Annotated in this window: 19 protein-coding genes; 7 read left to right on the forward strand and 12 right to left on the reverse strand. The window is 67.9% G+C overall.

Annotated features, from left to right (window positions below):
- Window positions 1-47: 47 nt before the first annotated feature.
- Complete coding sequence (gene coaD, locus ACSQ2G_RS11915) at window positions 48-539, forward strand: pantetheine-phosphate adenylyltransferase (protein WP_436031078.1); 492 nt, start codon at window positions 48-50, stop codon at window positions 537-539.
- Window positions 540-725: 186 nt separating this feature from the next.
- On the opposite strand, the gene ACSQ2G_RS11920 is transcribed toward coaD, so the two are convergent.
- The 7 genes from ACSQ2G_RS11920 to lptF form a co-directional block, all read right to left on the reverse strand.
- Entirely contained in the window at window positions 726-2,369 is a 1,644-nt protein-coding gene (locus ACSQ2G_RS11920) for a glycoside hydrolase family 43 protein (RefSeq protein ID WP_436031080.1), read from the reverse strand.
- Between the two features lie 281 nt (window positions 2,370-2,650).
- On the reverse strand, window positions 2,651-3,469 hold the full coding sequence (gene rsmA / locus ACSQ2G_RS11925; RefSeq protein WP_436031082.1) for a 16S rRNA (adenine(1518)-N(6)/adenine(1519)-N(6))-dimethyltransferase RsmA: 819 nt from the start codon (window positions 3,467-3,469) through the stop codon (window positions 2,651-2,653).
- A gap of 30 nt (window positions 3,470-3,499) precedes the next feature.
- Window positions 3,500-4,504, reverse strand: coding sequence for a 4-hydroxythreonine-4-phosphate dehydrogenase PdxA (gene pdxA / locus ACSQ2G_RS11930; protein WP_436031084.1), 1,005 nt, complete (start codon window positions 4,502-4,504; stop codon window positions 3,500-3,502).
- Window positions 4,501-5,868, reverse strand: coding sequence for a peptidylprolyl isomerase (locus ACSQ2G_RS11935; protein WP_436031085.1), 1,368 nt, complete (start codon window positions 5,866-5,868; stop codon window positions 4,501-4,503). The genes pdxA and ACSQ2G_RS11935 overlap by 4 nt, the downstream gene beginning before the upstream one ends.
- A gap of 75 nt (window positions 5,869-5,943) precedes the next feature.
- Window positions 5,944-8,379, reverse strand: coding sequence for an LPS-assembly protein LptD (locus tag ACSQ2G_RS11940; protein ID WP_436031087.1), 2,436 nt, complete (start codon window positions 8,377-8,379; stop codon window positions 5,944-5,946).
- Window positions 8,380-8,407: 28 nt separating this feature from the next.
- Window positions 8,408-9,511: an LPS export ABC transporter permease LptG gene (lptG, locus tag ACSQ2G_RS11945; RefSeq protein ID WP_436031089.1), complete on the reverse strand. Its 1,104-nt coding sequence runs from the start codon at window positions 9,509-9,511 to the stop codon at window positions 8,408-8,410.
- The gene (lptF, locus tag ACSQ2G_RS11950) at window positions 9,508-10,644 is read right to left on the reverse strand and encodes an LPS export ABC transporter permease LptF (protein ID WP_436031090.1); all 1,137 of its coding nucleotides are present in this window, start codon (window positions 10,642-10,644) and stop codon (window positions 9,508-9,510) included. The genes lptG and lptF overlap by 4 nt, the downstream gene beginning before the upstream one ends.
- A gap of 242 nt (window positions 10,645-10,886) precedes the next feature.
- Between lptF and ACSQ2G_RS11955 the strand changes: the two genes are divergently transcribed.
- The 4 genes from ACSQ2G_RS11955 (at window position 10,887) to ACSQ2G_RS11970 (ending at window position 13,630) form a co-directional block, all read left to right on the forward strand.
- Window positions 10,887-12,371: a leucyl aminopeptidase gene (locus tag ACSQ2G_RS11955; protein ID WP_436031091.1), complete on the forward strand. Its 1,485-nt coding sequence runs from the start codon at window positions 10,887-10,889 to the stop codon at window positions 12,369-12,371.
- A 2-nt stretch (window positions 12,372-12,373) separates the two neighbouring features.
- The gene (locus ACSQ2G_RS11960) at window positions 12,374-12,835 is read left to right on the forward strand and encodes a DNA polymerase III subunit chi (RefSeq protein WP_436031092.1); all 462 of its coding nucleotides are present in this window, start codon (window positions 12,374-12,376) and stop codon (window positions 12,833-12,835) included.
- Window positions 12,832-13,176, forward strand: a complete 345-nt coding sequence (locus ACSQ2G_RS11965; protein WP_436031093.1) for a peptidase inhibitor I78 — start codon at window positions 12,832-12,834, stop codon at window positions 13,174-13,176. Before ACSQ2G_RS11960 ends, ACSQ2G_RS11965 begins: the two co-directional genes overlap by 4 nt.
- A 103-nt stretch (window positions 13,177-13,279) precedes the next feature.
- On the forward strand, window positions 13,280-13,630 hold the full coding sequence (locus ACSQ2G_RS11970; RefSeq protein WP_436031094.1) for a DUF2200 domain-containing protein: 351 nt from the start codon (window positions 13,280-13,282) through the stop codon (window positions 13,628-13,630).
- 23 nt (window positions 13,631-13,653) lie between these two features.
- On the opposite strand, the gene ACSQ2G_RS11975 is transcribed toward ACSQ2G_RS11970, so the two are convergent.
- The 3 genes from ACSQ2G_RS11975 to ACSQ2G_RS11985 form a co-directional block, all read right to left on the reverse strand.
- Window positions 13,654-14,058: a hypothetical protein gene (locus tag ACSQ2G_RS11975; protein ID WP_436031095.1), complete on the reverse strand. Its 405-nt coding sequence runs from the start codon at window positions 14,056-14,058 to the stop codon at window positions 13,654-13,656.
- A gap of 274 nt (window positions 14,059-14,332) precedes the next feature.
- Complete coding sequence (locus ACSQ2G_RS11980) at window positions 14,333-17,542, reverse strand: beta strand repeat-containing protein (protein ID WP_436031096.1); 3,210 nt, start codon at window positions 17,540-17,542, stop codon at window positions 14,333-14,335.
- Window positions 17,543-17,662: 120 nt separating this feature from the next.
- Window positions 17,663-19,531: an ABC-F family ATP-binding cassette domain-containing protein gene (locus tag ACSQ2G_RS11985; RefSeq protein WP_436031097.1), complete on the reverse strand. Its 1,869-nt coding sequence runs from the start codon at window positions 19,529-19,531 to the stop codon at window positions 17,663-17,665.
- Window positions 19,532-19,630: 99 nt separating this feature from the next.
- Between ACSQ2G_RS11985 and ndk the strand changes: the two genes are divergently transcribed.
- Both ndk and ACSQ2G_RS11995 read left to right on the forward strand, forming a co-directional pair.
- Window positions 19,631-20,050 carry a nucleoside-diphosphate kinase gene (gene ndk, locus ACSQ2G_RS11990; RefSeq protein ID WP_436031098.1) on the forward strand — a complete coding sequence of 140 codons (420 nt, stop codon included), beginning with the start codon at window positions 19,631-19,633 and terminating at the stop codon, window positions 20,048-20,050.
- 114 nt (window positions 20,051-20,164) lie between these two features.
- Window positions 20,165-20,809, forward strand: a complete 645-nt coding sequence (locus ACSQ2G_RS11995) for a YoaK family protein (protein WP_436031099.1) — start codon at window positions 20,165-20,167, stop codon at window positions 20,807-20,809.
- A gap of 215 nt (window positions 20,810-21,024) precedes the next feature.
- Here the strand turns inward: ACSQ2G_RS11995 and ACSQ2G_RS12000 are convergent, their stop codons facing one another.
- Together ACSQ2G_RS12000 and ACSQ2G_RS12005 are read right to left on the reverse strand one after the other, a co-directional pair.
- Window positions 21,025-22,254 carry a dipeptidase gene (locus ACSQ2G_RS12000; RefSeq protein ID WP_436031100.1) on the reverse strand — a complete coding sequence of 410 codons (1,230 nt, stop codon included), beginning with the start codon at window positions 22,252-22,254 and terminating at the stop codon, window positions 21,025-21,027.
- Window positions 22,255-22,322: 68 nt separating this feature from the next.
- Window positions 22,323-24,725 carry a TonB-dependent receptor gene (locus tag ACSQ2G_RS12005; protein WP_436031101.1) on the reverse strand — a complete coding sequence of 801 codons (2,403 nt, stop codon included), beginning with the start codon at window positions 24,723-24,725 and terminating at the stop codon, window positions 22,323-22,325.
- Window positions 24,726-24,947 lie beyond the last annotated feature (222 nt).

A 24,947-nucleotide genomic window follows, 5' to 3' on the forward strand; every position in this document is an offset into this window, starting at 1 on the left:
CGACCCAGAGCAAGGGCCAGCGGGCTTAGGTCCGGTGAGGGAAAAGCATGCGGATCGGTCTCTACCCGGGCACCTTCGACCCGGTCACCAACGGTCACCTGGACATCATCGGCCGGGCGGTCAAGCTGGTCGACAGGCTGGTGATCGGGGTGGCGGTGAACATCGGCAAGGGGCCGCTGTTCTCGCTGGACGAACGGGTGGAGATGGTGCGGCGCGAGACGGCCCACCTGACCAGGATCGCCGAGATCGAGGTGCGGCCGTTCGACAGCCTGCTGATGCATTTCGCCCGCGAGGTCGGGGCCCAGATGATCGTACGCGGCCTGCGGGCCGTGGCCGACTTCGAGTACGAATTCCAGATGACCGCCATGAACCAGCAGCTCGACCGCGAGATCGAGACCGTGTTCCTGATGGCCGACCCGCGCCACCAGGCCATCGCCTCGCGCCTGGTCAAGGAGATCGCGGCGCTGGGCGGCGACGTCCACAAGTTCGTGCCGCCGGGCGTGGCCGAGCAACTGCTGGGCAAGCTGGCGAAATCGTGAGGCGGCCGCTCGGCGGGGCCGGGTCCTGCGTTGGTGAGGGGCCGGCCCATGACCCGTTGCGGACCGTTCGCGGCGCCGCTTACGCCTTCGGCCTCGTAATCTAGATGTCGTTGGTAACCGCCAAACCGCGACCGGTTGGCGCGAAGGTCTCCACGATCTTCATTCTCGGACTATGCCATGCCTGCTTCATGGCTTGCCGTAGAGGGCGAAGGCGAGGTCGATGGCGGCGCCGGACCTGTCCTTGAGCGGCTGGCCGTCCCCGAGCGCGGCGCCGGCGGCATAGATGTCGCCGCGGCTGGCGCGCAGATAGACCGTGAGCGCCTGGCGCTCGCCGCTCAGCTCCAGCACATAGCGGCGCCCCGCCTTCAGCCGGACCGGCGTGGCGGTGGCCAGATCGAAGCTCAGCAGGCCCGCCCCCTGGGGCTGGTAGGCGATGGCCAGGCCGCCGGGGGCGCCGAGCAGCTCGGTTCCGCGGTCGACGCCTTCCGCCTCGCCCAGGTCTCGCAGCGACAGCCGCAGCGAGCGCCCGTCGCCCGTGCCCAGGCCGTCGCCCGCGTAGAGGCTGATGCGGGCAAGCGTCATGTCGGCGGGCGGCACGAAGGTCTGGGCGATGCGGCTGAGGCCGCCGTTGCTGTTGAAGCCCACTGGCTCCGGCGCTTGGTTGAAGGGGTCGGCCACCGACGCCAGCGCCGGCGCGCCAGGCCATGCGGTCGGATAGCCCTGCACGAACTGCCGCACGCGCACGGCGGGGTCCGAGTGGCCGTAGTCGATGGTCGGCGCCGGCGCGGCGGGCGGGGGTGGCACGCTGATGCCGGCCTCGGTCTGGGTGATGGGCAGGATGCCGCCGTCCGCGCCGTAGTGCAGGTACTCGATCGTGACGCTGCGGCGCGCGCCGGCGCCGGTCTGGCCGTCGGGCAGGGTCAGCGTGCCGTTGTGATACAGCAGATAGGACCGGCCCTTGAAGTCGAGCAGGCCGGGATGGATGGTGTAGCTGTTCTTTACCGGGCCGGTGATGAGGCCGCCGTAGGTCCATGGCCCGCGCGGGCTGGGCGCCGTGGCGTAGGCCAGGTGCTCCCACACGCCCTGATGGGCCATCGCCGCATAGGTCAGGTAGTAGAGGCCCTTGCGCTTGGACAGCCACGGCCCCTCGGTATAGTTGGGCAGGGCGATGTTCTCGATCGGCCCGTCCAGCTCCGTCATGTTGGGCTTGAGCCGCGCCAGGTGGAGCACCGGGTTGCCCCAGGCCAGCCAGGCCGTGCCGTCGTCGTCGACGAGGACGGTGGGGTCGATGTCGTCCCAGGCATAGGGGCCGGGCGTCATCTGGTCGGTGACCAGCGCCGAGCCGCGCGCGTCCTTGAAGGGGCCCAGCGGGGTGTCGGCCACCGCCACGCCGATGGCCCTGCCCGGGTGGCGGTCGTCATGCGTCACGGTGGCGTAGAAGTAGAAGCGCCCGTTGCGCTGCACCGTCTGCGCCGCCCAGGCTTCGCCCACCGCCCATTTGAAGTCGGTCGGCTTCATGATGGCGCCGTGCGACGTCCAGTGCTTGAGGTCGCGCGAGGAATAGACGCGCCAATCGTTCATGCGGAAGAATTCGTCGCCCTTCGCCTCGTCATGGCCGACATAGAGGTAGGCGGTGTCGCCCACCACCAGCGGCGCGGGATCGGCGGTGAAGACGTCGCGCAGCAGCGGGTTGCTGCCCGGCGCGGGTTCGGCGGCCAGCGCGCTGGCGGGCAGGGCGATGCACAGCAGCAGGGCGCCGCGGGCGAGCCAGGTCCGGAGCGGAGCGGGGCCAGAGCCGACACTTCCGCGCGATTTCGATCCATGCCGCATGACGCTTCCCCGTTTGCGCCTTGCTACCGCACCGAAGGCGGCGCCTACAAGACGTGAGTCCAATTTTTGTCAGACAAATAACGCCATGGCCGGGGCTCTCTTTGCTTGGGGAAATGTTGGCGCATCAGGGGCTCAAAACCCTTGGGTAGGTCGATTATTCCACCTCTTCCCCAATCGCCATCAGGCGTCGGGAAAATTACTCAGACATTTTGGAGGCGTAAAGCGGTTGCGGCGGCCGACCGTCGCGTGCGGCGGATTCCGAGCTCTTGCCCTGGGGCCGGTTAGCCCATCACCGCCCGCGCCAGCGCCTGGAATCCCGCCACGTCGATGGTCTCGGCCCGGGCGTCGGGATCGATGCCGGCTTTCTCGCACAGCGCCCCGCCGCCCAGGCCCTTGAGGCTGGAGCGCAGCATCTTGCGGCGCTGGCCGAAAGCGGCGGCGGTGACCTTTTCCAGGGCCGCGACCAGAGCCTTGTCGGGCGCCGGCTCCAGCGGGACCAGGCGCACCACGGCCGAGGCCACCTTGGGCGGCGGGGTGAAGGCGCGGGCCGGCAGGTCCATGACCACCTTGGCGCTGCAGACGGTCTGGGAGACCACGGCCAGGCGGCCATAGGCGTCGTCGTCGACGTCGGCGGCGATGCGGTCGGCGACCTCCTTCTGGAACATCAGGGTCATCGACAGCGGCCGGAATGGGCCGGTCAGCCAGTTGATCAGCAGGGGGGTGCCGACGTTGTAGGGCAGGTTGCTGACCATGTGGGCCGGACCGCCGGCGACGGCGGCCATGTCGACCTTCAGGGCGTCGCCCTGGACGATCTCCAGCCGGCCGTCGGCGGCGGCGCCCAGGTCCTCAAGCAGCGGGATGAAGCGCTTGTCCATCTCGACCGCCACGACCCGCGCGCCGGTCTCCAGCAGGGCCCGGGTCAGGCCGCCGGGGCCGGGGCCGACCTCGATCACCACGTCGCCTTCGCCGACCCCGGACAGGCGGGCGATCTTGCGGGTGATGTTCAGGTCCAGCAGGAAGTGCTGGCCGAAGCTCTTGTTGGCCAGCAGGTCATGCTCGGCGAGAACCTCGCGGAGCGGCGGCAGGTCGGCGAGGCTCATGGGCGTCTCGAGAGTTCAGGCGGCCTAAAACTAGGCGATGGCGCGGCGGTCGGCGATCTCGGCCGCCAGGCGGATGGCGGCGACCAGGCTGTCGGCCCGGGCCAGGCCGCGGCCGGCGATGTCGAAACCCGTACCATGGTCGGGCGAGGTGCGCACGATCGGCAGCCCGAGGGTGACGTTCACCCCGGCCCAGAAGTCCAGCATCTTGACCGGGATCAGCGCCTGGTCGTGATACATGCACAGCACCGCGTCGTAGGTGGCGCGGGCCTCGGCGTGGAACAGGCTGTCGGCCGGGGCGGGGCCCTTGACCTCTACGCCCCTGTCCCGAAGGATCCGGACGGCGGGCTCGATGATCGCCGCCTCCTCGCCGCCCAGGGCGCCGCCTTCGCCCGCATGCGGGTTCAGGGCCGCCACCGCCAGGCGCGGAACCGCGATGCCGAAGTCCTTGCGCAGGGCCTCGACGGTCACCAGGCCGGCGTTGACGATCGCCTCGATCGACAGGGCCGCGGGCACGGCCGACAGCGGGGTGTGGATGGTCACCAGGGTGGCGCGCAGGTCGCGGGCCGCCAGCATCATGACCGGCCCGTGCGGCGGCTGACGCTCGCCCACATGGGTCAGTTCGGCCAGGAACTCGGTGTGGCCTGGAAAGGCGAAGCCGGCGTCGTACAGCGGAGCCTTGGCGATGGGGGCGGTGACCAGGCCGGCCACGGCGCCCGACAGGGCCAGGCCCGCGCCGGTCTCGATCCAGCGGATCACCTGGGGCGCGTGGGCGCTGGACGGCTTGCCGGCCACCACGGGGGCCTGCAGCGGGATGTCCAGCACGGGCAGGGCCTGGCCGAACACCCTGATCGCCTCGACCGGCCCGGTGACCGCGCGGACCTTCACCCCGCCGCCGGCCGAGGCCAGCAGCTGGGCGTCGCCCACCACCATGAAGCTCGGCCCCTCGGCGCGCAGCACCGACCAGGCCTTGGCGATGATCTCCGGTCCGATGCCGGCCGGATCGCCTGCGCTCAGGGCGAGGGCCGTGGTCTTCACCGGGTCTCGATGGTCGCCGAGTTGCGCAGGTCTCGCAGATAACGTTTGGAGATCAGCGCAAGCTGTTGGCCGCGCAGGCGGTTTTCGATCTGGTCGTGCGTCGGCGCCTGGGCGCCGGACTGGCGCTTGCCGCAGACGGCGATCAGGTGAAAGCCGGCGTCGGTGCGGATCGGGTCTGAGACCTGGCCGACCTTGAGGGTGTTGGCGGCTTCCTGGAAGGCCGGCGCCAGGTCGGTGATCTCGGCCTCGCCCAGGTCGCCGGCCACCACGCCCTCGACCTTGCCGGCCGTGGCCTCGAGGGTCTCGCAGCTGGTGATCTTGGGCTTGAGGTCGACGAGCAGCTTCTGGGCGGCGTCGACCTGGGGCTGGGTCGCGTCCTTGGGCAGGGCGATGGCCACCTGCTTGAGGTCGACCAGGGCGGTCTTCGCGCCCGAGCGCTTCTCGCGCAGATAGACGATGTAGACGCCGTCGCGCACCTGGATCGGAGCCGACAACTGGCCGGGGCGCAGCTGCTCCAGCGCCGCGTCGACCTCGGGCGGCATCTCGCCGGGGCTGACCCAGCCGGCGTCGCCGCCGTTGGCCGCCGTCGGCGAGGCCGAGAACTGGCGGGCCACCGCGGCGAAAGGCGCGCCCTGCTGCATCTGGGTGACCAGCTGCTTGGCGCCGTTCTGGGCCACTTCCATGCCGCCGACGCGGCCGGCGTCGATGAAGACTTCGCTGACCTGGTACTGCGGCTTGCTGGCGGCTTCGGCCTGGCGGCGCTCGAAGGCCTTGATCTGATCGTCGCCGATCCGCAGGCGCGAGCCATAGCGACCGCTGATCCAGGCCTGCCAGCTGCTGTCGGCGCGGATCTGCGCCTTCCAGGTGTCGATTCCGACGCCCTGGGACTGCAGCTGCTGGGTCAGCTGCGCCCCGGTCATGTTGTTGCCCTTGGCGATGTCCTCGATCTGCTCCTCGACTTCCTTGTCGGTCGAGATGATCGTGATCTTCTGGGCCTTCTCCACCCGACGCAGTTCCTGCATCTGGACGTGCTCGTCGATCAGCGAGCGCAGGGCTTCCTGCTCCAGTTGGGGCAGGTTCTCCTGGGTCGGCTGCAGGCCCGAGGTGACCATCAGCAGGCGCATGCGCTGCATCAGGTCGTAGCTGGAGACGATGTCGTCGTTGACGACGGCCGCGACGCTTTCCGACAGCGGATTGGCGCGCGGCGCGGCTGCGGCCGGCGCGGCCGGCGGCGCATCCACGGTCGGGGTCGCCGCGGGTGCGGCCTCCTGAGCCAGGGCCGGCAGGCCGAGGCTCGCCACGGTCAAGGCGAGGATGGAAGCGGTGCAGGCCGCCAGTTTCGTCACGCTACGCGCAGACCGCATCGGTATTGTCGTTCCTCTAGACGCGTCCAAAGGAAGGCGCGCGCTTAATCGCGCGTCCCCCGACGCGGTGACATTCTAATCGCTGTACAGTGTGTCGCCCAATGTGGCGAGCGTTAGGCGCAGCACCACGGACTCGTTGGACTTCAACTTCAGGCCGCTGGTCGTCTGGGTGTAACGATCTTCGTTCTGGTAGATCATGTCGACGCGGACGCAATCGTCCTTGTAGTAGACGCCGAGGTCGCGACGGGTCCAGGACCATTTGCTGGCGCTGGAGGTCAGGCCGAAGGCGCGGGCGTCCTGGTAGGACAGGCGGCCCAAGGCGGTCACGCCCCAGTTCTCGCGGATCTTGTAGTCGCCGACGAAATCCAGGTTTTCCTGGCGGAAGCCCGAGGTGTCCTTGTTGTCCTTCAGGTAGCGCAGGGAGCCGAAGCCGCGGGCGACCGAGGCGTCGAGGCCGGCTTCCAGACGGTTGAGCTTGCTGGTGTCGTCGTCGAAACGGGCCCGGGTGAAGGCGGTGATCCCGCGGATCGGCGTCACAGTGGCCGCCACGACCCAGTCCGAGGCCTTCTGGTCGAGCCCGGCCCGGGTCGGCATCAGCGGATCGATCTTGGTGCGCAGGCTCCGGCCCAGCAAGACGCTGCCGCCTCGGCCGTCGGCGAACTTCACCGTCGCGCGACCGCCCACGTTCATCCGCGTGCCGCCTTCATAGAGGTCGAAGCCAGGCGACTTGTTGACGTCGAACAGGTTGGTTTCGTCCAGTTCGAAGTTGGTGCTGTCTTCGTTGAAGTAGATCGGATTGCCGGCGGGATCGCGGGCCACGACGATCGGCACCCGCGAGCTGTCGGAACCGGTCGCCAGTTGGACCAGGGGTTCCAGCACCACGCTGCCGCCGTCCTTCAGCGGCTTGAAGAAGGGCATGCTCAGGTCGACCCCGGCGACGCCGAGCCCGCGCGAGTAGTTGATGTTGGTGGTCGTGTCGCCCACGGCCAAGGCGCCGGTCGGCAGGAAGACGTCGCTGACGCGATAGGAGTCCCCGCGCGCCTGGGCGAAGGGCTCGACACGCAGGCCCGAGCCCAGGATCATGCTGGCGCGCCATTCGCCCTTGATCGAGCCGCGGGCGGAATCGACCCCGTCCTGGCCCCTGTAAGCGGCGTAGGCGTAGGGCGGCTCTCCGAATTGCGACTCCGAGCGCGTCAGGACCACGCCGGAACCCTGGACGCGAAGGCGGCCGCCCAGGATGTGCGATTCCGGCTCCCAGCGTCCCTCGACCATCGGCCCGATCAGCGGGAAGGCCCCACTGTTCTCGAACTGGTTGGCCAGGCCGGCGGAGTTGACCTGGACGACGCGCAGGCCCTGCACCGAGATCATCGAGGCCGAAAGATAGGAGCGTTCCGATTGCCGGGTGGTGTAGATCTGCGACATCAGGCGATGGTCGTCGGCCGAGAATTGGCCGCGCTGCTGGTAGACTTCGTTGATGTCGTAGTCGTCGAAGATCAGCGCCTGCGAGGCCCGTTCGGCGCTGAAGCCCCACTTCCACTTCTCGTCGATGTCGAACAGCCCCTTGGCCAGGATGTAGCTCTTGGCCGTCGCCTCGCCGAAGCGGTCCCCGTGGTTGTCGAAGTCCTTGTCATAGGTCAGGCCGACCCGCGCCTCGACATAGCCCGAATAGAACCGCTTGCGGTACTGGGCCTTCAGGAACGGGTTAACTTTCGTGTTGAATTGAGGGGTTACCACCAGATCCTGAGACGGCGACAACGCGAACAGATAGGGCTGTTCATAGACAAAACCACGCTTCTTGGAGACGCTGATCTTGGGCACCAGGAACCCGGAGCGGCGCTCGGTCTGGGGGTCGGGGTGCCAGAAGATCGGCAGGTACATCAGCGGCGCGCCGAACACTCGGATGGTGGCGCCATGGTAGTAGACCAGGTGCTTGTTCTTGTCCTGGACCACCTTGTCGGCCTGGATGCTCCAGGTCGGGTTGGGTTTTGCGGCGCAAACCTCGCAGGGGGTGTAGATCGCCTTGTTCAGCTCGGTGATCTTGTCATTGCGACGCACGGCGCTGTCGCTGGCGATCTTGATGTTCTTGTCCAGGCGGGCCGAGAAGCCGCGGGCGAAGCCGGCCTTCAGGTCCTTGTCCATGGTCATGTCGTTGGCGAATTCGGCGGTGCCGTCGGCGTTGATCAGCGTCACGTGGCCGTGGGCGGTGACCACCTCGGTCTTGGTGTCGTAGACCACCTCGTCGGCGCGCAGGGTGCGGCCCTGGTAGCGGGCCTCGACGTCGCCGCGGGCGATCATCTTCTGATTGGCGTCGTCGCGGATCAGGAGGTCGGATTCGAGATAGTAGCCGGTGTCGCCCAGCCCGTCGTCGACGGCCGCCGCGGGCGCGGGGGCGGCGGGAATGGTGGCGAGCGGCTGCTGCGCCTGCGCCGAGGCGGCGAGGGCGAGCCAGGCCGCTCCGGCCAGCAGGACCGCGCGGCCCGTCTCTTTCGCGCCCCAGCGAAGCTCCATCATCAAAGTCCTCGATCCCGGCGACACAGACTCAACCATCCTCGGTATAGCAAAGCAGCGTCAGACCCGCCAAAAGCGCCACGATCGGCGGGGTCCACGCCGCCATGGCCGGCGTCAGCACGTCGGCCTTGCCCAATGCGCCACATAGCTCGTTAAAGAAGAAGAAACCAAAGCCCAAGGTTACGCCCGCGCCCGCCAGGCCCGCCAGCCCGCCCAGCCGCATCAGGCGCAGCGAGAAGGCGGCGGCCAGGACCGACATGGCCGCGAACAGCAGCGGCGTGGCCAGGACCTGCTGCAGCCGCAGGCGGAACGGAATCGACGAGAACCCCGCCGCCTCGGTGCGCTTGATGGTCTCGGGCAGCAGCCAGACGGCTATGGACTGGGGATTGTTGAACCGCTCCGACGCGGTGCGATCGTCGAGGTTGGACGGCATGGTGTAGGTCTCGGAGCGGATCGCCCCGGCCCCGGGCATGGCCACGCGCACGCCCGACAGACGCCAGAAGCCGGGTTCCAGCCGAGCCTCGTCCGCCTCGATCCGCTGGGCGAACTGCAGGGACCCGTCGGGCTGGACGGCATAGACGAACAGCGACACGCCGCGCAGGCGGACCGCGCCCTCCACCTGGTCGCGCGCCCGGGCACGAATGACCACCTGGGTCTTCTCGTCGCCCTGGCGCAGCCACAGGCCCTTGGGCGCCGACTTCAGGTAGCTTTCCATCAGCGCGTTGCGCGAGGCCTCGAACTGGGCGCTCATCGCCGAGGTCAGCGGATTGAGCAGGGTCAGGGTCAGCAGCCCCATGACGAAGGCGGCGACGGCCGCCGGCATGATGAACCGCCAGGCCGAGACCCCCGCCGCCCGCATGGCGATCAGCTCGCTGCGCCGGTTCAGGCCCACGAAGGCGCCCAGGGTTCCGAACAGGAAGATGAAGGGCGTCAGCACCAGGATCGTGGCGGGGGCCTGCAGCACGGTCAGGAACAGCAGTTGGGCGAAACCGACGTCGGTCCGGGTGCCGACGTTCTTGGAAATGTCGACGAAGGCGATCAGCATGACCAGCGCGGCGACGACCGCGAGGGCGGCCGCCAAGCCGGCCAGCGTCTTTCTGAGCACATAGCGCTCGATCATGCCGACGCCGATCATTGGACCCCCTGCGGTTGGAGGGTGTCGTGCGAGCCGATGGCGATGTAGCGGGCCACCTTCTGGCGGAAGATCTGCCGCAGGCCCCACCAGATCGCCGCCAGCGGCACGGCGTACTGCAGGGGATTGAGCCAGACGTCATTGTCGCACGCGGCCTTGACGCCGAAGCCGACGATTTGCACCAGGGCCGCGGCCGCGCCGACCATGGCGATCCGCCGGCCGTAGCCCATGCGGCTGAACGAGCCGCCGATCACCGCCGCCACCGCCATCGACATCATGGCCAGGTTGTAGAGCGGGCTGGCCAGTCGCCAATGGCCCTCGGATAGGAGCTTGTCGCGGTTCTGCTGCTCCCACTCCTGGGTGAGATCGGGGAAGAACAGTTCGTGCGGGTAGCGGTCGCCGATCTTGTAGTGCAGCAGCTCGTCGCTCTGGAACAGCGAGCTGAGGTCGAAGGTATATTCGTCCCACGACAGGTACTGCAGCACGCCTGAGCTGGAGAACTCCTGGTTGGAGCCCTTGCGCAGCACCAGGACCGGCAGGCCCTTGCGTTCGGCGATGACGCCTTCGCGGGCGGTGTAGGTGACGGCCCCGCCGCCCGCCTTTTCCTGGTGGATGAAAAGGTTGTGGATGATCTGGTCGCGGTCGATCGTCTGGGCGTAGACCGTCAGGCCCGGCCCCGGTTCGGTAAACTCGCCCGGCCGCACCAGGGTCGAGGCCAGGTCGGACTTGATATCGAAGAAGGTCTCGCGAATCGCCCGCGAGCTCCACGGCGCCGCCCACAGGCTCATGACCAGGGACAGCAGGGTCGCGAACACCGCCAGGCGCATGGCCGGGGAGATCACGCGCCAGCGGCTCATGCCGCCCGCGAAACAGACCACGATCTCCTGTTCGGTATGCAGCCGGTTCAGGGCCACCAGGGTGGCCACGAACAGGGCGATCGGCAGAATCATGCCCAGCAGCTGGGGCAGGGCCAGGGCGATGATCTTGAGGAAGACCATCGCGCTCTGGCGCTGCTCGATCAGCACGTCGAACTCCGACAGGCTGCGCGCCAGCAGGGCGAGCGCCACCAGGGCCAGGGTCGCCAACAGCGTCGGGCCCAGCAGCTGGCGGAAAAGATAGCGTTCGATCAGGCGCATCGAGGTTGGGCTGGGGACCGGGGGACGAAAAACGGCGGAGTCGCGCGGCGCGCCCCCAGGGAAGGGTCCCTTCTACACGGCGTGTTCGCGTACGCACAACCGCTCAAGTCAGGCGTAAAAGCGGCGCTCGCCCGCGTCGCGCCAAGGCCCCTGACGATTGGTGCTTTTCTTCGCTTCGGGTTTGCGTCAATCCAGCGGGCTGAAGGTCCTGCTAGGGCTCCACCGGTCATCAGGAGCGCGTCATGCGTATCGAGTTCGTCACCGCCGACACCCAGGCCGGCGCCAACGCCGCCCTGGCCGTCCTGGCCTATGAAGCCGCCGCCCTGTCGCCGGAGGCCAAGGCCGTCAACGAGGCGACCGGCGGGGCCCTGGCTCGCGCGGTGGCCGGCGGCCGCTTCACGGGCGCCAAGGGCCAGACGCTGGACCTGGTCGCCCCCGCCGGACTTGAGGCGGCTCGCGTGCTGCTGGTCGGCGTCGACGGCGACGGCGCCTTCGAGCCGGAGGCGGTCGAGCTCGCCGCCGGCCACGCCTTCCAGGCCCTGAAGGCGTCCGGCGTCACCGAACTGGTGCTGAAGCTGGGCGGCGGCGACGCCGAGACGGCGGCCCGCGCGGCCTTCGGCGTCAAGCTGGCGGCCTATCGCTTCGACAAATACCGCACCACGGAGAAGGCCGAGAAGAAGCCGTCGGTCAGCGTGGTCAAGGTGGCCGCCGCCGATCCGGCCAAGGCCCGCAAGGCGTTCGCTTCGCTGGAAGCCGTCGCCGACGCCATCCTGTTCAGCCGCGACCTGGTCTCCGAGCCGGCCAACATCCTGCATCCGGAAGAATTCGCGGCCCGCGTGAAGGGCCTGGAAAAGCTGGGCCTGGAGGTCGAGATCCTCGGCGAGGCCGAAATGGCCAGGCTGGGCATGGGCAGCCTGCTGGGCGTGGGGCAGGGCAGCCGGCGCGAGAGCCAGCTGGTGGTGATCAAGTGGCTGGGCGCGTCCGACAAGTCGGCCCAGCCGGTGGCCTTCGTCGGCAAGGGCGTCACCTTCGACACCGGCGGCATCTCGATCAAGCCGGCCGATGGCATGGAGGACATGAAGTGGGACATGGGCGGCGCCGCCGCCGTGACCGGCGTCATGCACGCCCTGGCCGGTCGCAAGGCCAAGGTCAACGCCATCGGGATCCTGGGTCTGGTCGAGAACATGCCCGACGGCGCCGCCCAGCGCCCCGGCGACGTGGTCACCTCGATGTCGGGCCAGACCATCGAGGTCATCAACACCGACGCCGAGGGCCGCCTCGTCCTGGCCGACGCCCTCTGGTACTGCCAGGACCGCTTCAAGCCCAAGTTCATGATCGACCTGGCCACCCTGACCGGCGCGATCATCATCTCCCTGGGTCACGACCTGGGTGGTTTGTTCAGCAATAACGACGGCTTGTCGGAGAAACTTCTGGTTGCCGGCAAGGCCGAGCGCGAGCCGCTGTGGCGCATGCCGATGCCAGCGTCCTACGAGAAGCAGATCGAAAGCCCGATCGCCGACATGAAGAACATCGGCGGCCGCCCGGCCGGCTCGATCACCGCGGCGCTGTTCCTGCAGAAGTTCGTCAACGGCGTGCCGTGGGCCCACCTGGACATCGCCTCGGTGGCCTGGAAGAAGCCCTCGACCGATCCCACCGTCCCTGACGGCGCGGTCGGCTTCGGCGTGCGCCTGCTGAACCGCCTGGTGGCGGACGCCTACGAAGGTTGATCTTGACCGCCGCGCCCTGCGACATCTGGTTTTACCACCTCGAGCGCAGCGCCTTGGAAGAGGTGCTGCCCGGGCTGCTGGAAAAGACCCTGGGGCGCGGTTGGCGGGCCCTGGTGCGCGGCGGCGATCCGGCTCGCCTGCGCGCCCTGGACGCCCACCTGTGGACCTGGCGCGACGACAGCTTCCTGCCGCACGGCCTGGACGACGAGCCGATGGCGGACCGCCAGCCGGTGCTGCTGAGCGACAAGCTGGACAACCCCAACGGCGGCCAGGCGTTGTTCCTGCTGGACGGGGCCGAGCCGGGCGACCTTTCGGCCTTCGAACGGTGCATCCTGCTGTTCGACGGACGCAACGAGGAGGCCCTGCGCCTGGCGCGGGGTCGATGGAAGGCCTTCAAGGGCGCGGGCCATCCCGTGTCCTACTGGCGCCAGGGCGCCGAACGCGGATGGGAGAAGCAGGCATGAAGCGGTTTGTGTGGGTCGGCGCGGTGCTGTTGCTGGCCTCCTGCTCCAGCGGCGCGCCAGAGCCCGCGCCCATGCCGCCGCCGACCACCCCGACCGCCCCGCCGGCCGTCGCCTTGCCAGCCAAGCCGCCGGCGGCGGTGGCGGAAAAGGACCAGTGCGGCCTGAAGGACGCCCAGGCCTTCGTCGGCAAGAACCGCACAGACTTGCCGGCCCCGGTCGATCCGTCGCGCTGGCGCGTGGCCTGCACGACCTGCCCCGTGACCATGGACTACCGTCCCGACCGCCTGAACATCCTGTTCAATCCCGACACGGGCGTGGTTCAGCAGGTCAAGTGCGGCTAGGAAGGGCGGGCCCATGGCCTGACTGTGGCGGCGCGGCGGTCGAGGTGAACGCCCCCCGGTCGATCGCGCCGGCAGCCCCGGTCGCAAGGCGGAAGGGTTCATGATGACCAGGCATCGACTCTACGGAACCAGCTTCGCGAGCGTCTATCCGCTCTATGTCGCCAAGGCGGAGAGGAAGGGGCGCACCAGGGCCGAGGTCAATGAGATCATCCTCTGGCTGACCGGCTTCAGTCGCGAGGCGTTCGACGCGCAGCTGACCAACAAGACCGACTTCGAGACGTTCTTCGCCACGGCGCCGGGCCTGAACCCGGCGCGGGCCAATATCAAGGGCTTGGTCTGCGGCGTCCGGGTGGAGGAGGTCGCCGATCCGCTGATGCGGGAGATCCGTTATCTGGACAAGCTGGTCGACGAACTGGCCAAGGGAAGGGCGATGGACAAGATCCTGCGGCGCTGACGGCGTCGCGCGACAGGAAAGGCCTATCGCGTCCCCACGCCCGGGAACAGCGCCGGTTCGCCGTCGAAGATCCCCAGATAGCCCAGCTCGCCGAGCAACGGCGTCAGCGTGTCGGCGTAGTCGTCGGCCTTGAGCGGAAGCGGGGCGGGGCGTCCGCTCTGGTCCTGCAGGCGATAGACCGTCCACATCCTGCCCTGGGGCGGCGGGGCGCCCGGCTGCAGGTAGCGGTGCTCCCAGCCGACCAGGGCCGGCGCGCGGCCGATCTCGACGTCGAACGGGCGGTCGCGGAACGCCAGGTCCATGTCCAGTCGCATGGCCTCGGCCAGGCGCTGGTCCAGCCAGTCGCCGAAGGCGGCCAGCACCACGGGGGCGGACAGGCCCTCGGGGTTGGCGACGATGTGGTTGCGAGACACAGGGACTGGGCTCATGCCCGCAGGGATATAGCTGCTCCTCTGACGGAATAGCTAAGAGACGTGGTTGACGCGGTGTTCACCACGCCCTCTGGGTTGCGCCGCCTAGAGCAAACCGCGCGATATAGGAATCGCGCGGTTTGCTCTAGGCTTTTGTTTTCACATCGCTTTTTCGGAAAACCGGCGTCCGCTTTTCCGCGCGATGCTCTAGGGCCGGCCGCCCGACATGAGCATCATGCGACCGGCCCTAGTTTCTTGTTTTCCGTCGCTTTCCGGAAAACCGGCGTTCACTCTAGAAAATATAGTCGTTGGAGGTGATCGAAGCGGTGTTGGTCAATTGGATGACCATGTCGCCGACGCCGTCCCCATGCAGATCGACGAAGACGAAGGTCGAGCCGCCGCTGCTGAGCACGCCGATGGTGTCGCTGGCGCCGGTGCGCACCGCCGACAGGTCCAGCTTGTCGATCCCCGACTGGAAGTCGAAGATCGAGTCGGCGCCCGCGGCGTTGGAATCCGTGGCGGCCAGGTACTTGAAGACGTCCGCGCCCGCGCCGCCCCACATAAGGTCGCTGAGCCCGCCACCGGTCAGCGTGTCGGCGCCCCCGCCAGCCTGCAGGATGTCGGTCTGGGCGCCGCTGACCAGGACGTTGGCCGTGTCGTCGCCGATCACATAGGTGCTGAGGTTGGAGCCCAGCACCAGGTCGTTGGCGTTGACATCGCCGGTGGCGGCCAGCTGGCTGGCGCCGCCCGGACCGTTGATGAACAGGAAGCTGGAGCCGCCCGACCGCACGATGCTGACCTCGGTCGGCGCCAGGCCGGTCAGGTCGATCTTGTCGCTTCCCGTCTGGAAGTCGAAGATCGTGTCTGACCCGGCGGTGTTGGAGTCCGAGGCCAGCAGATACTTGAAGGTGTCCGCGCCCGCGCCGCCCCAGAGGGCGTCGCCGCCGCCGCCGCCGGTCACCAGATCGACGCCGTCGCCGGCCTGGATCACGTCGTTCAGCGCCCCGCCGGTCAGGGTCTCGGAATCGCCGTCGCCGATCAGATAGACCCCGCGCGGGGTCTGCAGCACCAGGTCGGAGATGTTGACGTCGCTGTTGACGCCGATCTGCATCGCGCCGTTGGGGGTGTTGGCGAAGATGAAGGTGGCCGAACCCAGGCGCACCAGCGACACCTCGGTCACCGACAGGTTCAGCTCGATCTTGTCGACGCCGCTGACGAAGTCGGTGATCACGTCCTGGGCCGCGCCGGTGGAGTCCAGGGCCTGGGTATAGCGGAAGATGTCGGCGCCGGCGCCGCCGGTCAGGTTGTCGGCCCCGCTGCCCCCGAGCAGGATGTCGGCGCCGTCATAGCCCAGAAAGTTGTCCCGGCCCGCCGCGCCGATCAGCAGGTCGTCGCCGGCCCCGCCAGTCAGGTTCACGCCGGCGGCCGAACCGCCGGTCACCACGTCGGCGGCGTTGACGTCGGTCAGCGAGGCCAACTCCAGTTGGTGGCCCAAGCCGTCGGTGGCGTAGATGAAGCTGGAGCCGCCGCTACGCAGGATGGTCACCGTGTCAGGTGCGATGGCGGTGAAGTCGATCTTGTCGACGCCGGTCTGGAAGTCGGTGATCAGGTCGCTGCCGCCCGACACGCTCTGGGCCAGGCTTTCGTACTTGAAGTTGTCGGCGCCGGCCCCGCCGGTCAAGGCGTCGCCGCCCAGGCCGCCGATCAGCACGTCGTCGCCCGCGCCGCCGTCCAGGGTGTCGTTGACGGCGCCGCCGATCAAGGTGTCGGCGCCGGTGTCGCCGACCATGGTCACCGCCACGCCCTGACCGGCGACGAAGATGTCGCCGCCGTTGATCACGCCGTTTACGCCGATCACGGTCTGTGGGCCGCTAACGCTGTTGGCGAAGACCAGAGTGTCGGCGCCGACCCGCACCAGCGAAACTGCTGTCGGGGCCAGCGCTGTCAGGTCGATGCGATCCAGCTTGGTCTGGAAGTCGGTAATGGTGTCGACCGCCTCGCTGGTCGACTGGCCTGGACCGAAGGCGAAGGTGTCGGCCCCGCCGCCGCCGGTCAGGGTGTCGGCCCCCAGGCCTCCCCACAGCACGTCTGCCTCGCCCAGGCCGACCAGGACGTCGTCACCCGCCGCTCCGTCGAGTTTGGAGCCGTCGAAGCGGGCGGTCATCGTGTCGTTGAAAGCCGACCCGGTGACGTTCCGGATGCCGATGAGGGTATCGTTCCCGCCGCCGCCGGTCGCGCTACCGGCGTTGAGCGCCACAGCCACGGCCGCCGTGGCGTCGCGATAATCGACGGTGTCGGTGATGGTGGCGGCGTCCGCGCCGGCCGCGCCGTAGCCATAAAGCGTGTCGTCGCCCGCGCCGCTGACCAGGGTGTCGGCGCCGGCGCCGCCGCGCAGGGTGGAGCCCGCCGCGCCCGCGAACAGGATGTCGTCGCCCTCGGCGCCGTAGACCAAGGCCGCGCCGGTTCCGTGCAGTTCATCCGCGCCGCTGGTCCCATAGAGATAGGTGGCTGGCGGAGCATAGCCGACGAAGTCGGCGGCCGAGAGCAGGCTGGCGTCCGTATTGGGCAGGCGTGCCAGGATGAAGTTCCAGTTGTCGGACGAAAAGAAGATCGTATCGGCGCCCTGCTGGCCGGCATAAATCGTGGTCTGATTGTCTCCGCTGGCATTGCGGCTGCCACGCACATCGAGCTTGTCCTCGCCGATCACGAAATCAGTAATGATGGCGGTCGCCATGGGATTGAAGATGGCGAAGGTGTCGTGGCCCGCGCCGCCAGTCAGCCGTACGGTCGTGTCGGTGCCGGGGGGCGCATAATAGGTGGCGGGGCGTGTTTCAACGGCGTTGCGTGGCCCCGTGCCGATGGTGATGACGTCGTCACCGGCGCCGCCGTCGATGATCGCGTGGGACACCGCGCGGAGCGTGTCGGCGCCATCGCCGCCGTTGATCATCACCGCGTCGCCGTCGATGGCGACCAGCGCGGGGTAGTAGCCAATGCCTGTGCCGGAAAACCCGACCGTGATGGTGTCGTCGCCCGCGCCGCCGTTCAGGACGTCGCCGTTGCTGTTACCGTTGGCAAGCAGGGTGTCATTGCCGTCGCCGCCATCCAGGATGTCGCCGACATTGGCGTAGGTGTAGCTTTGATTGCCGCTGGTGACGATGTCGCCGCCGACGTCCAGCGTGTCGTTACCCGCGCCGCCCGCCAGGTGGTCGCCGAACAGTGAACCGACAAGCTTCTGGATGCTGACCAGTTGGTCGTTGCTGTAGCCGGTGTCCTGGTAGGCCGTGGTGGCCAACGAGACGGTCACCGCCGTGGTGGCGTCCAGATAGGTGGCGGTGTTGAACCCCGCGCCGCCTTCCAGCCGGTTCTTGCCGGCGCCGCCGTTCAGGACGTCGTCGCCGTCCAGGCCGCTCAGCAGGTCATCGCCAGCCAAGCCATTGATCGTGTCGGGGTCCGCTGTGCCCGTGAGCGTGTCGTTGCCCGCCGTACCGTTGATCGTGGCCATGACCAGAACTCCCCTGAGGCTTCGAAGCTTAAATATAAAAGCGGCCGGAGACTATCGGTTCATCCGCCCATTGCAACCTCAAGTGAGGTTCGCCCAACAGGTCTGATGAGATGAGTCCGATCAGGCCTCGGCCGCGGCCAGCTCCTCGGCCAGGCTCATCCAGGTGGCCTCGGCCTCGTCCAGCTTGGCTTTGGCGGCGTCGCGGCGCTTGGTCAGTTCGGCGACCTTGGCCGGGTTCTTGTATAGCGCCGGATCGGCCAGTTGGGCGTCGAACTCGGCGACCTGGCGGGTGGTGCGGGTGACGACCTGCTCGGCGGCCTCGATCTTGCGCTTCAGCGGCTCGATGGCGACGGTCTTCTTCGGCGCGGCGGCGGGCTCGGCCTTGGCCGGCTCGCGGGCCACCTGGGTCGGTTTCACCGCCTGCTTGGCGCGGTCGAGCACGAACCTGGCGTACTCGTCCATGTCGCCGTCGAACGGCTTGACCGTGCCGTCGGCGGCCAGCCACAGGCGGTCGGCGACCAGCTCCATCAGCGAGCGGTCGTGGGTGATCAGGATCACCGCGCCCTCGTAGTCGTTCAGGGCGTCCAGCAGGGCCCGACGGCTGTCGATGTCCAGGTGGTTGGTCGGCTCGTCGAGGATCAGCATGTGCGGGGCGTCCATCGCCACCAGGTTCAGCAGCAGGCGGGCCCGCTCACCGCCAGAGAGGCTCTCGACCTTGGTCTCCTGCTTCTCGAAGCCCAGGCCGAACTGCGCCAGTTTCGAACGACGCGAGCTTTCCGAGGCGTCCGGCATGGCCCGGCGGATGATCTCCAGCGGGGTGTCCTCGGGATCCATCGCCTCGATCTGGTGCTGGTGGAACCAACCGACCTTCATCTTGCGGTCGCGATGGAACTCGCCCGACTGCACGCCCAGCGCCCCGGCGATCATCTTGGCGAAGGTCGACTTGCCCGCGCCGTTGACGCCCAGCAGGCCGATGCGGTCGTCCAGATCCATGCGCAGGTTGAGGTTCTTGAGGATGGGTCGGCCTTCCTCGTAACCGACATTGGCGCGTTCCAGCCGGATCAACGGCGGCGGCAGCGGCCGCGGCGGCGAGGGCAGGGTGAAGGGGGCGACGCGCTCCTCGATCGTGGTGGCCACCGGCTGCATCTTGGCCAGGCGCTTCATGCGGGACTGCGCTTGCGCCGCCTTGGAGGCCTTGGCCTTGAAGCGGTCGACGAAAGCCTGCAGGTGGGCGCGCTCGGCGTCCTGCTTGGCCTTGGCCGACAGCTGCAGGCGGGCCTTCTCGGCGCGGCGCTGCTCGAAGTCGTCGTAGCCGCCGGTGTAGAGCTCCAGCTTGCCGCCGGCCAGGTGCAGCATGTGGGTGCAGCTGTTGTTGAGCAGCTCGCGGTCGTGGCTGACGATCAGGGCGGTGTGCGGGTACTTCTGGAGGCGGGCCTCCAGCCACAGGGCGCCTTCCAGGTCCAGATAGTTGGTCGGTTCGTCCAGCAGCAGCATGTCGGGCTCGGCGAACAGCGCCGCGGCCAGGGCCACGCGCATGCGCCAGCCGCCCGAGAACTCGGCCATCGGCCGGGCCAGGTCCTCCTGGGTGAAGCCCAGGCCGACCAGGATTTCCGAGGCCTTGGCCGGGGCGGCGTCGGCGTCGATCTCGATCAGCCGGGCCCAGATCTCGCCCATGTCCTCGGGGGCGGCGGTGTCCAGGCTGGTCAGCAGCCGGTGGCGCTCCTCGTCGGCCTCGAGCACGGTGTCCAGCAGGGTGAAGGGCGTGGCCGGGTGCTCCTGGTCGACCGAGCCGATCCGCGCGCTCTTGGGCAGGCTGATCTCGTCGTCGCCGGCGTGCAGCTGGCCCAGGATCAGCTTGAACAGGGTCGACTTGCCCACGCCGTTGCGACCGATCAGTCCAACCTTGGCGCCGGGCGGCAGACTCACGCTGGCGTGGTCGAAGAACCGCCGACCCCAGGCGTCGAAGGTCAGGTCGTTGATCTGGAGCATTTGATTTAAGGTTACGCGGCGGGTTGGCGGGGAGGAGGCGCCCGGCTATAAGCCCGCAACCTCCCAATCGACAAACTTTCTCTGTGAGATTTTCGGATCATGACCGAACGCACCTTCTCGATCATCAAGCCTGACGCCACGCGTCGCAACCTGACGGGCAAGATCAACGCCGTCATCGAAGAGGCCGGTCTGCGGATCGTCGCCCAGCGTCGCGTCAAGCTGACCGAAGCCCAGGCCAAGAAGTTCTACGAAGTCCACGCCGAGCGTCCGTTCTACGGCGAACTGGTCGCCCAGATGACGGCCGAGCCGGTCGTCGTCCAGGTGCTGGAAGGCGACAACGCCGTCCTGAAGTACCGCGAAGTGATGGGCGCCACCAACCCGGACAACGCCGACGAAGGCACGATCCGCAAGCTGTTCGCCCTGTCGATCGGCGAGAACTCGGTCCACGGTTCGGACAGCCTGGAGAACGCCGCGATCGAGATCGCCCAGTTCTTCAAGGACGAAGAAATCGTCGGCTAAGGCTTTCGCCTTATCGACAGCAAGAGGCCGGCGGAGCGATCCGCCGGCCTTTTTGTTGCGAAGGCCGCCCCGGATCGGTGACGATCAGGTTGGTATCGAACCGGGGCAACGACCATGAAGGACTATCGCCGCCGCGACGTCGCCCTGGCGGCCGGGCTTTCGGCGGTCGCCGGTTATGTCGACGCCATCGGCTTTCTGAAGCTGGGCGGGTTCTTCGTCTCGTTCATGAGCGGCAACTCCACGCGGCTGGGCGTCGGGATCGCCACCGGCCAGTGGGCGACGGTCCGCACGGCCTTGACGCTGATCGGCCTGTTCGTGGCCGGCGTGGTGCTGGGCGCGCTGGCGGCGCGGACGGCGGGCGAGCAGCGGCGTTCGGTGGTCCTGGCGCTGGAGGCGGCGCTGCTCGCCGCGGCGGCGGCCCTGATCTCCGCCGGCTTCGATTCGGTCGGCGTGGCGACCATGGTCCTGGCCATGGGCGCGGAGAACGCGGTGTTCCAGCGCGACGGCGACGTGGGCGTCGGGCTGACCTACATGACCGGCGCCCTGGTCAAGGCCGGCCAGCGGATCGCCGCGGCCCTGGCCGGCGGCGACCGCTGGGCCTGGGGCCCCTATGCCCTGCTGTGGGCGGGCCTCAGTCTCGGCGGCGCCCTGGGCGCGGCGGCGTATCTGCGGGTCGGCGTCCTGGCGCTGTGGGCGGCGGCGGGACTGGTCGCGATCCTGGCGGCGGTCAAGGCTTGGCGGGAGCGGCGGGCGGCTTAGAAGGTTTGGGCAGTTGAACGGTTCAGGTTGGGAACCGCCGTGCGTCCTTCGAGGCCCTCCTCTGGAGGGCGTCTCAGGATGAGGAATTCAGCAACAACGCTCCTCATCCTGAGGTGCGTAGCGTAGCGAAGCCTCGAAGGACGCACGGCGCTCGCCGAAGAACAACCTTCAATGTCTACCGTCCGCGGCGCCTGAGTACTCGCCGGGATGACGGCTCACCCGGTCGGCGCCTTCGCCGCCTCGGCCGCGCGCAGCAGGCGCAGGACGTTGCCGCTCCAGATCTTTTCCAGGTCGGCCTTGGTGTAGCCCTCGGCCAGCAGGCGCTCGCTGATCTTCCAGTAGCTGCTCGCATCATTGAGGCCCGTGACCCCGCCGCCGCCGTCGAAGTCCAGGCCGATGCCGACATGGTCGACGCCGGCCACCTTCAGGGCGTGGTTCAGGTGGTTCATGAAGTCCTCGAAGGTGGCCTTGCGGACCGGCCACTTGGCCTCGATCGCCTTGTATTCCGCCATGAAGGCGGCGCGCTGGTCCTCGGTCATTTTCGCGCGGGCCCCGGCCTTGGCCATCAGGGCGGCCATGGCCGCCTCGCGATCGGGGTTCTTGGGGGTGTCGATCAAGTAGCTGGAATAGGCGTCGACCTGGATCACCCCGCCGCTGTCGGCCAGGGCCTTGATCCTGGTGTCGTCGATGTTGCGCGGATGGTCGAACACCGCCTTGCAGCCCGAATGGGTCAGGATCACCGGGGTCTTGGACAGGGCGATCAGCTGGTCCAGCACGTCGTCGGACGAGTGCGAGCCGTCTAGCACGAGGCCCAGGCGGTTGGCCTCGGCCACGAACTGCTTCCCCAGAGGCGACAGGCCATGCCACTCGGGCTTGTCCGTGGACGAGTCGGCCATGTCGTTGTTCTTGAAGTGGGCCAGGCCGCTGATCCGCACGCCCATCGCGTAGAAGGCCGACAGCAAGGTGACGTCGCCGTCGATTGGGTAGCTGTTCTCGATGCTGATGAACACGACGCGTTTGCCTTGGGCGGCGATCGTCGCGGCGTCGTCGGCCTTCAGAGCCAGGCCGAACTTGTCGCCGTGCTTGGCGACCATCTCGCGGATCTCGACGCCGCGGATCAAGGCCGCGTCGCGGGCGGCGCGGGTCGCCTCGGGCGTGCGCGGCCCCTGGGGCGTGTAGATGGCGAAGAAGCCGCCATCCAGCCCGCCCTCGACCATGCGCGGATAGTCGATCTGCGAACCGTCCTTGGCCGCGTCGTGGCGGTCCAGGATGTCCCAGCCTGGTCGGCCGAAATTGGCCGGGGTGTCCAGGTGGGTGTCGAGAGTCAGCAGGCTTTCGTGGATAGCGCGGGCCGAGGCGGCGGTTTCGGCGGCCTGGGCGTTTGGGGCGGCGCTGGTGACCAGGGCGAGGGCTGAGACGGCGGCCAGCAGGATGGATCGGGTCATGGATGCACTCGAACGCTGTCCGGCCGGTCCCCCTTTTTTGCTTGAGGGGGACCGGCCGGAACGTGGACCTAGAAGTCGGCGGAGAGGGTGAACTGGATCGTCCGGTGCGAGCCGGGCCGGAAGCTGGCCGGGGTGGTCACCGTGGTGTTGATGGTGCCCAGATAGTCCTTGTCGAAGATGTTATCGACATTGACCCGCGCCTTGATCTGCTCGAACGGCCCGGCTCCGAAGCCGTCGCCCAGGTCGAGATAGGCGTTGACGATCGTATAGCCCTTGGTGGTCTCGTTGTTGATGAAGTTGGTGAAGCGGTCGTCGATGTGGCGGGCCGAGACGTTGAACACCACCCCGTCGGTCGGCTCGACCGTCACCCCGCCCTGGAACAGCCATTCGGGGAAGTCCGGCACGACCTTGCCCTTGGTCGCCAGGGTGACGGGCGTGGCCGTGGCGCTGGACCGATAGTTCAGGACGTCGTCCTGGAACTTGGACTTGTTGTAGGAGAGGTTGGCGTTGAAATAGATCTTGCCGCCCAGCAGGTCGGGCTTCCATTGACCGCTGAACTCGGCGCCCGACGCCTTCACCGCCCCGACATTCTGATAGAAGCTCTCCAGCGTAACGCTGCCGGGCACCACGGCGTTGAACTGCTGCAGGCGGTTCTTGAACTCGGTCTTGTAGGCCACGAACGAGGCGTTGAAGGTCGAGCGGTTGGCCCGGTAGCCCAGCTCCAGATTGGTCGAGGTCTCGGGCTTGGGGCCCGGCGCGCTGGGGCTGGCGGCCGAGAACACGTCGTCGGCGCCGCGCGGCAGGGCCATGTTCTCCGAATAGGACGCGAAGACCTGGTCGCGCGAATTGACGCTGTAGACCAGGCCGACCTGAGGCAGGAAATCATCCTTCCAATTGGCGTCGATCGACGGCGTCCGGCCGGTCCGGTAGTCGGCGATCTGGCGCTTGCCGTGGATGTTGTAATCGACGTCGAGCGTCTTGAAGCCCAGCTCCAGCTTCAGGTTCTCGTCCAGCAGGCTGAGGGTGTCCTTCAGGAAGAACTGGGTCGTGTCGCGGGTCGAGACATAGTCGCGCTGCAGGTGGACCGGTTCGTTCAGCAGCGGCGCGCCGTCGGGGTCGCCGTTGACGGTGTTGTAGCGCGCCTGGGTGCGGTGATAGTCGTCCTTCTCCAGCCAGACGCCGGCCTCCAGCTTGTTGAAGCCGAACTTCCAGCTGCCCTTGGCCGTGATCCCCTTGCGCGTGCCGTCGATGGCCGAGAGGCCGTACTGCAAGCCCTTGGGCGCGGTCAGTCCCGTCAGGCCGGCGGCCACCTCGGCGTCGTAATTGCCCTTGGAGGTCGCATAGTCCTCGGGCGAGACGCCATAGCCGCCCTTGTCCTCGTAATAGGCCGTCGTGGTCAGGTCGATCGCGTCGGTGATCGGGGTGTTCAGGGTCAGGCCGTAGAGGTGGTCCTTCCGCTTGTTGACCGCGAACTTGTAATAGTTGGCGTAGTTGGGGTTCGAATAGACGATCCCCGCCACGGTCTGCGGCAGGCTGGCGGTCGGGACGATCAGCGGCGTGCCGAGCGGCACGGACAGCGGTACGGCGCCCAGATAGGCGAAGCTGCGGCCCTTGCGCCCGAAGATGTCGCCCGCCGTGCCGGCGTACTGCGCCTTGGTGATCGAGGGGCTGTCGTAGTCGTAATAGTCGTTGTGGACGGTCTGGAAGCTGAGGTCGCCGCCGTTGGGCAGGTCGTAGCGCAGCTTGCCCTCGTAGTGCTTGCGGTCGATCGTGCCCGGGCCGCGCCACAGGTCGCCCTTGATCCACGAGCCGCTGACATAGCCCGACAGCGGGCCGACCTTGCCGGACTCCAGGCGCAGGAAGCCGCGCTTGAGGGCGTCGCTGCCGAGCGTGAAGCTGGCCGAGCCGCCGGCGGTCTCGGATGGCTTCTGGGTGAAGTAGTCGACGATCGGGCCCAGCGAGGCGTAGCTGGGCAGGGCCACGTCGCCGGCCCCGGCCGAGGCCGTCACCCGCAGCAGGTTCTCGTTGTCGACATAGCGGTAGATCGGGCTGCCGCCGAACTGGTCGCTGCGGCCCATCGGGATATTGTCCAGCAGAAAGCCGATCTGCTGGAAGTTGAAGGCCCGCACCGAGACCGAGTTGCCGAACTCGTACATGCCCAGGGCGTCATTGGCCTGGACGTTGAAGCCGGGCAGGGACTCCAGCATCTTCAGGCCGGTGACGCCGGCCGGGGCCGACAGCAGGGCCTCGCGGGTGATCGACACCGTGGCGGTGGCGTGGTCGGTGCCGATGGCGACGCTGGCCTCGGACACCCGGGCCCCGGTCACCACCAGTTCGTCGACCGTCGAGGCCTTGTCGGCCTCCTGGGCCAGGGCCGGCGTCGCGCCGCCCAGCACCGAAGCGGCCAGCAGCAGGGCCCGGAAGCGGCGCAGGGCCGGCGAAGGACGCGTGTTCGTCATGACTATCCCCAATCTTTTTGACGGGGGCAAGCTCGGCGGTCCGTCTATCGCGGTAAATTCAGAAAAGCTGTTTGCGACGACAAAATAAAAGCAAGTCCAGGCCGTGCGCACTCGTGTCTAAATTATGAACATTGGAAATGGTTTATATTGGTATTGCAAATGGATATCTCACGATAACCGTTCAGGTCATCGTGTTGAGGTGGTGTGAGCTTTTTCGGAATGGAGCGTCAGGAC

Origin of the sequence: Caulobacter sp. LjRoot300 (assembly GCF_964253875.1) — a bacterium.
Classification (GTDB): Bacteria; Pseudomonadota; Alphaproteobacteria; order Caulobacterales; family Caulobacteraceae; genus Caulobacter.

Bases quoted from the DNA above. Each gene is read 5' to 3' on its own strand.
- coaD (WP_436031078.1), top strand. From the start codon at position 48: ATGCGGATCGGTCTCTACCCGGGCACCTTCGACCCGGTCACCAACGGT.
- ACSQ2G_RS11920 (WP_436031080.1), bottom strand. From the start codon at position 2,369: ATGCGGCATGGATCGAAATCGCGCGGAAGTGTCGGCTCTGGCCCCGCT.
- rsmA (WP_436031082.1), bottom strand. From the start codon at position 3,469: ATGAGCCTCGCCGACCTGCCGCCGCTCCGCGAGGTTCTCGCCGAGCAT.
- ACSQ2G_RS11935 (WP_436031085.1), bottom strand. From the start codon at position 5,868: ATGCGGTCTGCGCGTAGCGTGACGAAACTGGCGGCCTGCACCGCTTCC.
- ACSQ2G_RS11940 (WP_436031087.1), bottom strand. From the start codon at position 8,379: ATGATGGAGCTTCGCTGGGGCGCGAAAGAGACGGGCCGCGCGGTCCTG.
- lptG (WP_436031089.1), bottom strand. From the start codon at position 9,511: ATGATCGGCGTCGGCATGATCGAGCGCTATGTGCTCAGAAAGACGCTG.
- lptF (WP_436031090.1), bottom strand. From the start codon at position 10,644: ATGCGCCTGATCGAACGCTATCTTTTCCGCCAGCTGCTGGGCCCGACG.
- ACSQ2G_RS11955 (WP_436031091.1), top strand. From the start codon at position 10,887: ATGCGTATCGAGTTCGTCACCGCCGACACCCAGGCCGGCGCCAACGCC.
- ACSQ2G_RS11965 (WP_436031093.1), top strand. From the start codon at position 12,832: ATGAAGCGGTTTGTGTGGGTCGGCGCGGTGCTGTTGCTGGCCTCCTGC.
- ACSQ2G_RS11970 (WP_436031094.1), top strand. From the start codon at position 13,280: ATGACCAGGCATCGACTCTACGGAACCAGCTTCGCGAGCGTCTATCCG.
- ACSQ2G_RS11975 (WP_436031095.1), bottom strand. From the start codon at position 14,058: ATGAGCCCAGTCCCTGTGTCTCGCAACCACATCGTCGCCAACCCCGAG.
- ACSQ2G_RS11980 (WP_436031096.1), bottom strand. From the start codon at position 17,542: ATGGCCACGATCAACGGTACGGCGGGCAACGACACGCTCACGGGCACA.
- ACSQ2G_RS11985 (WP_436031097.1), bottom strand. From the start codon at position 19,531: ATGCTCCAGATCAACGACCTGACCTTCGACGCCTGGGGTCGGCGGTTC.
- ndk (WP_436031098.1), top strand. From the start codon at position 19,631: ATGACCGAACGCACCTTCTCGATCATCAAGCCTGACGCCACGCGTCGC.
- ACSQ2G_RS11995 (WP_436031099.1), top strand. From the start codon at position 20,165: ATGAAGGACTATCGCCGCCGCGACGTCGCCCTGGCGGCCGGGCTTTCG.
- ACSQ2G_RS12000 (WP_436031100.1), bottom strand. From the start codon at position 22,254: ATGACCCGATCCATCCTGCTGGCCGCCGTCTCAGCCCTCGCCCTGGTC.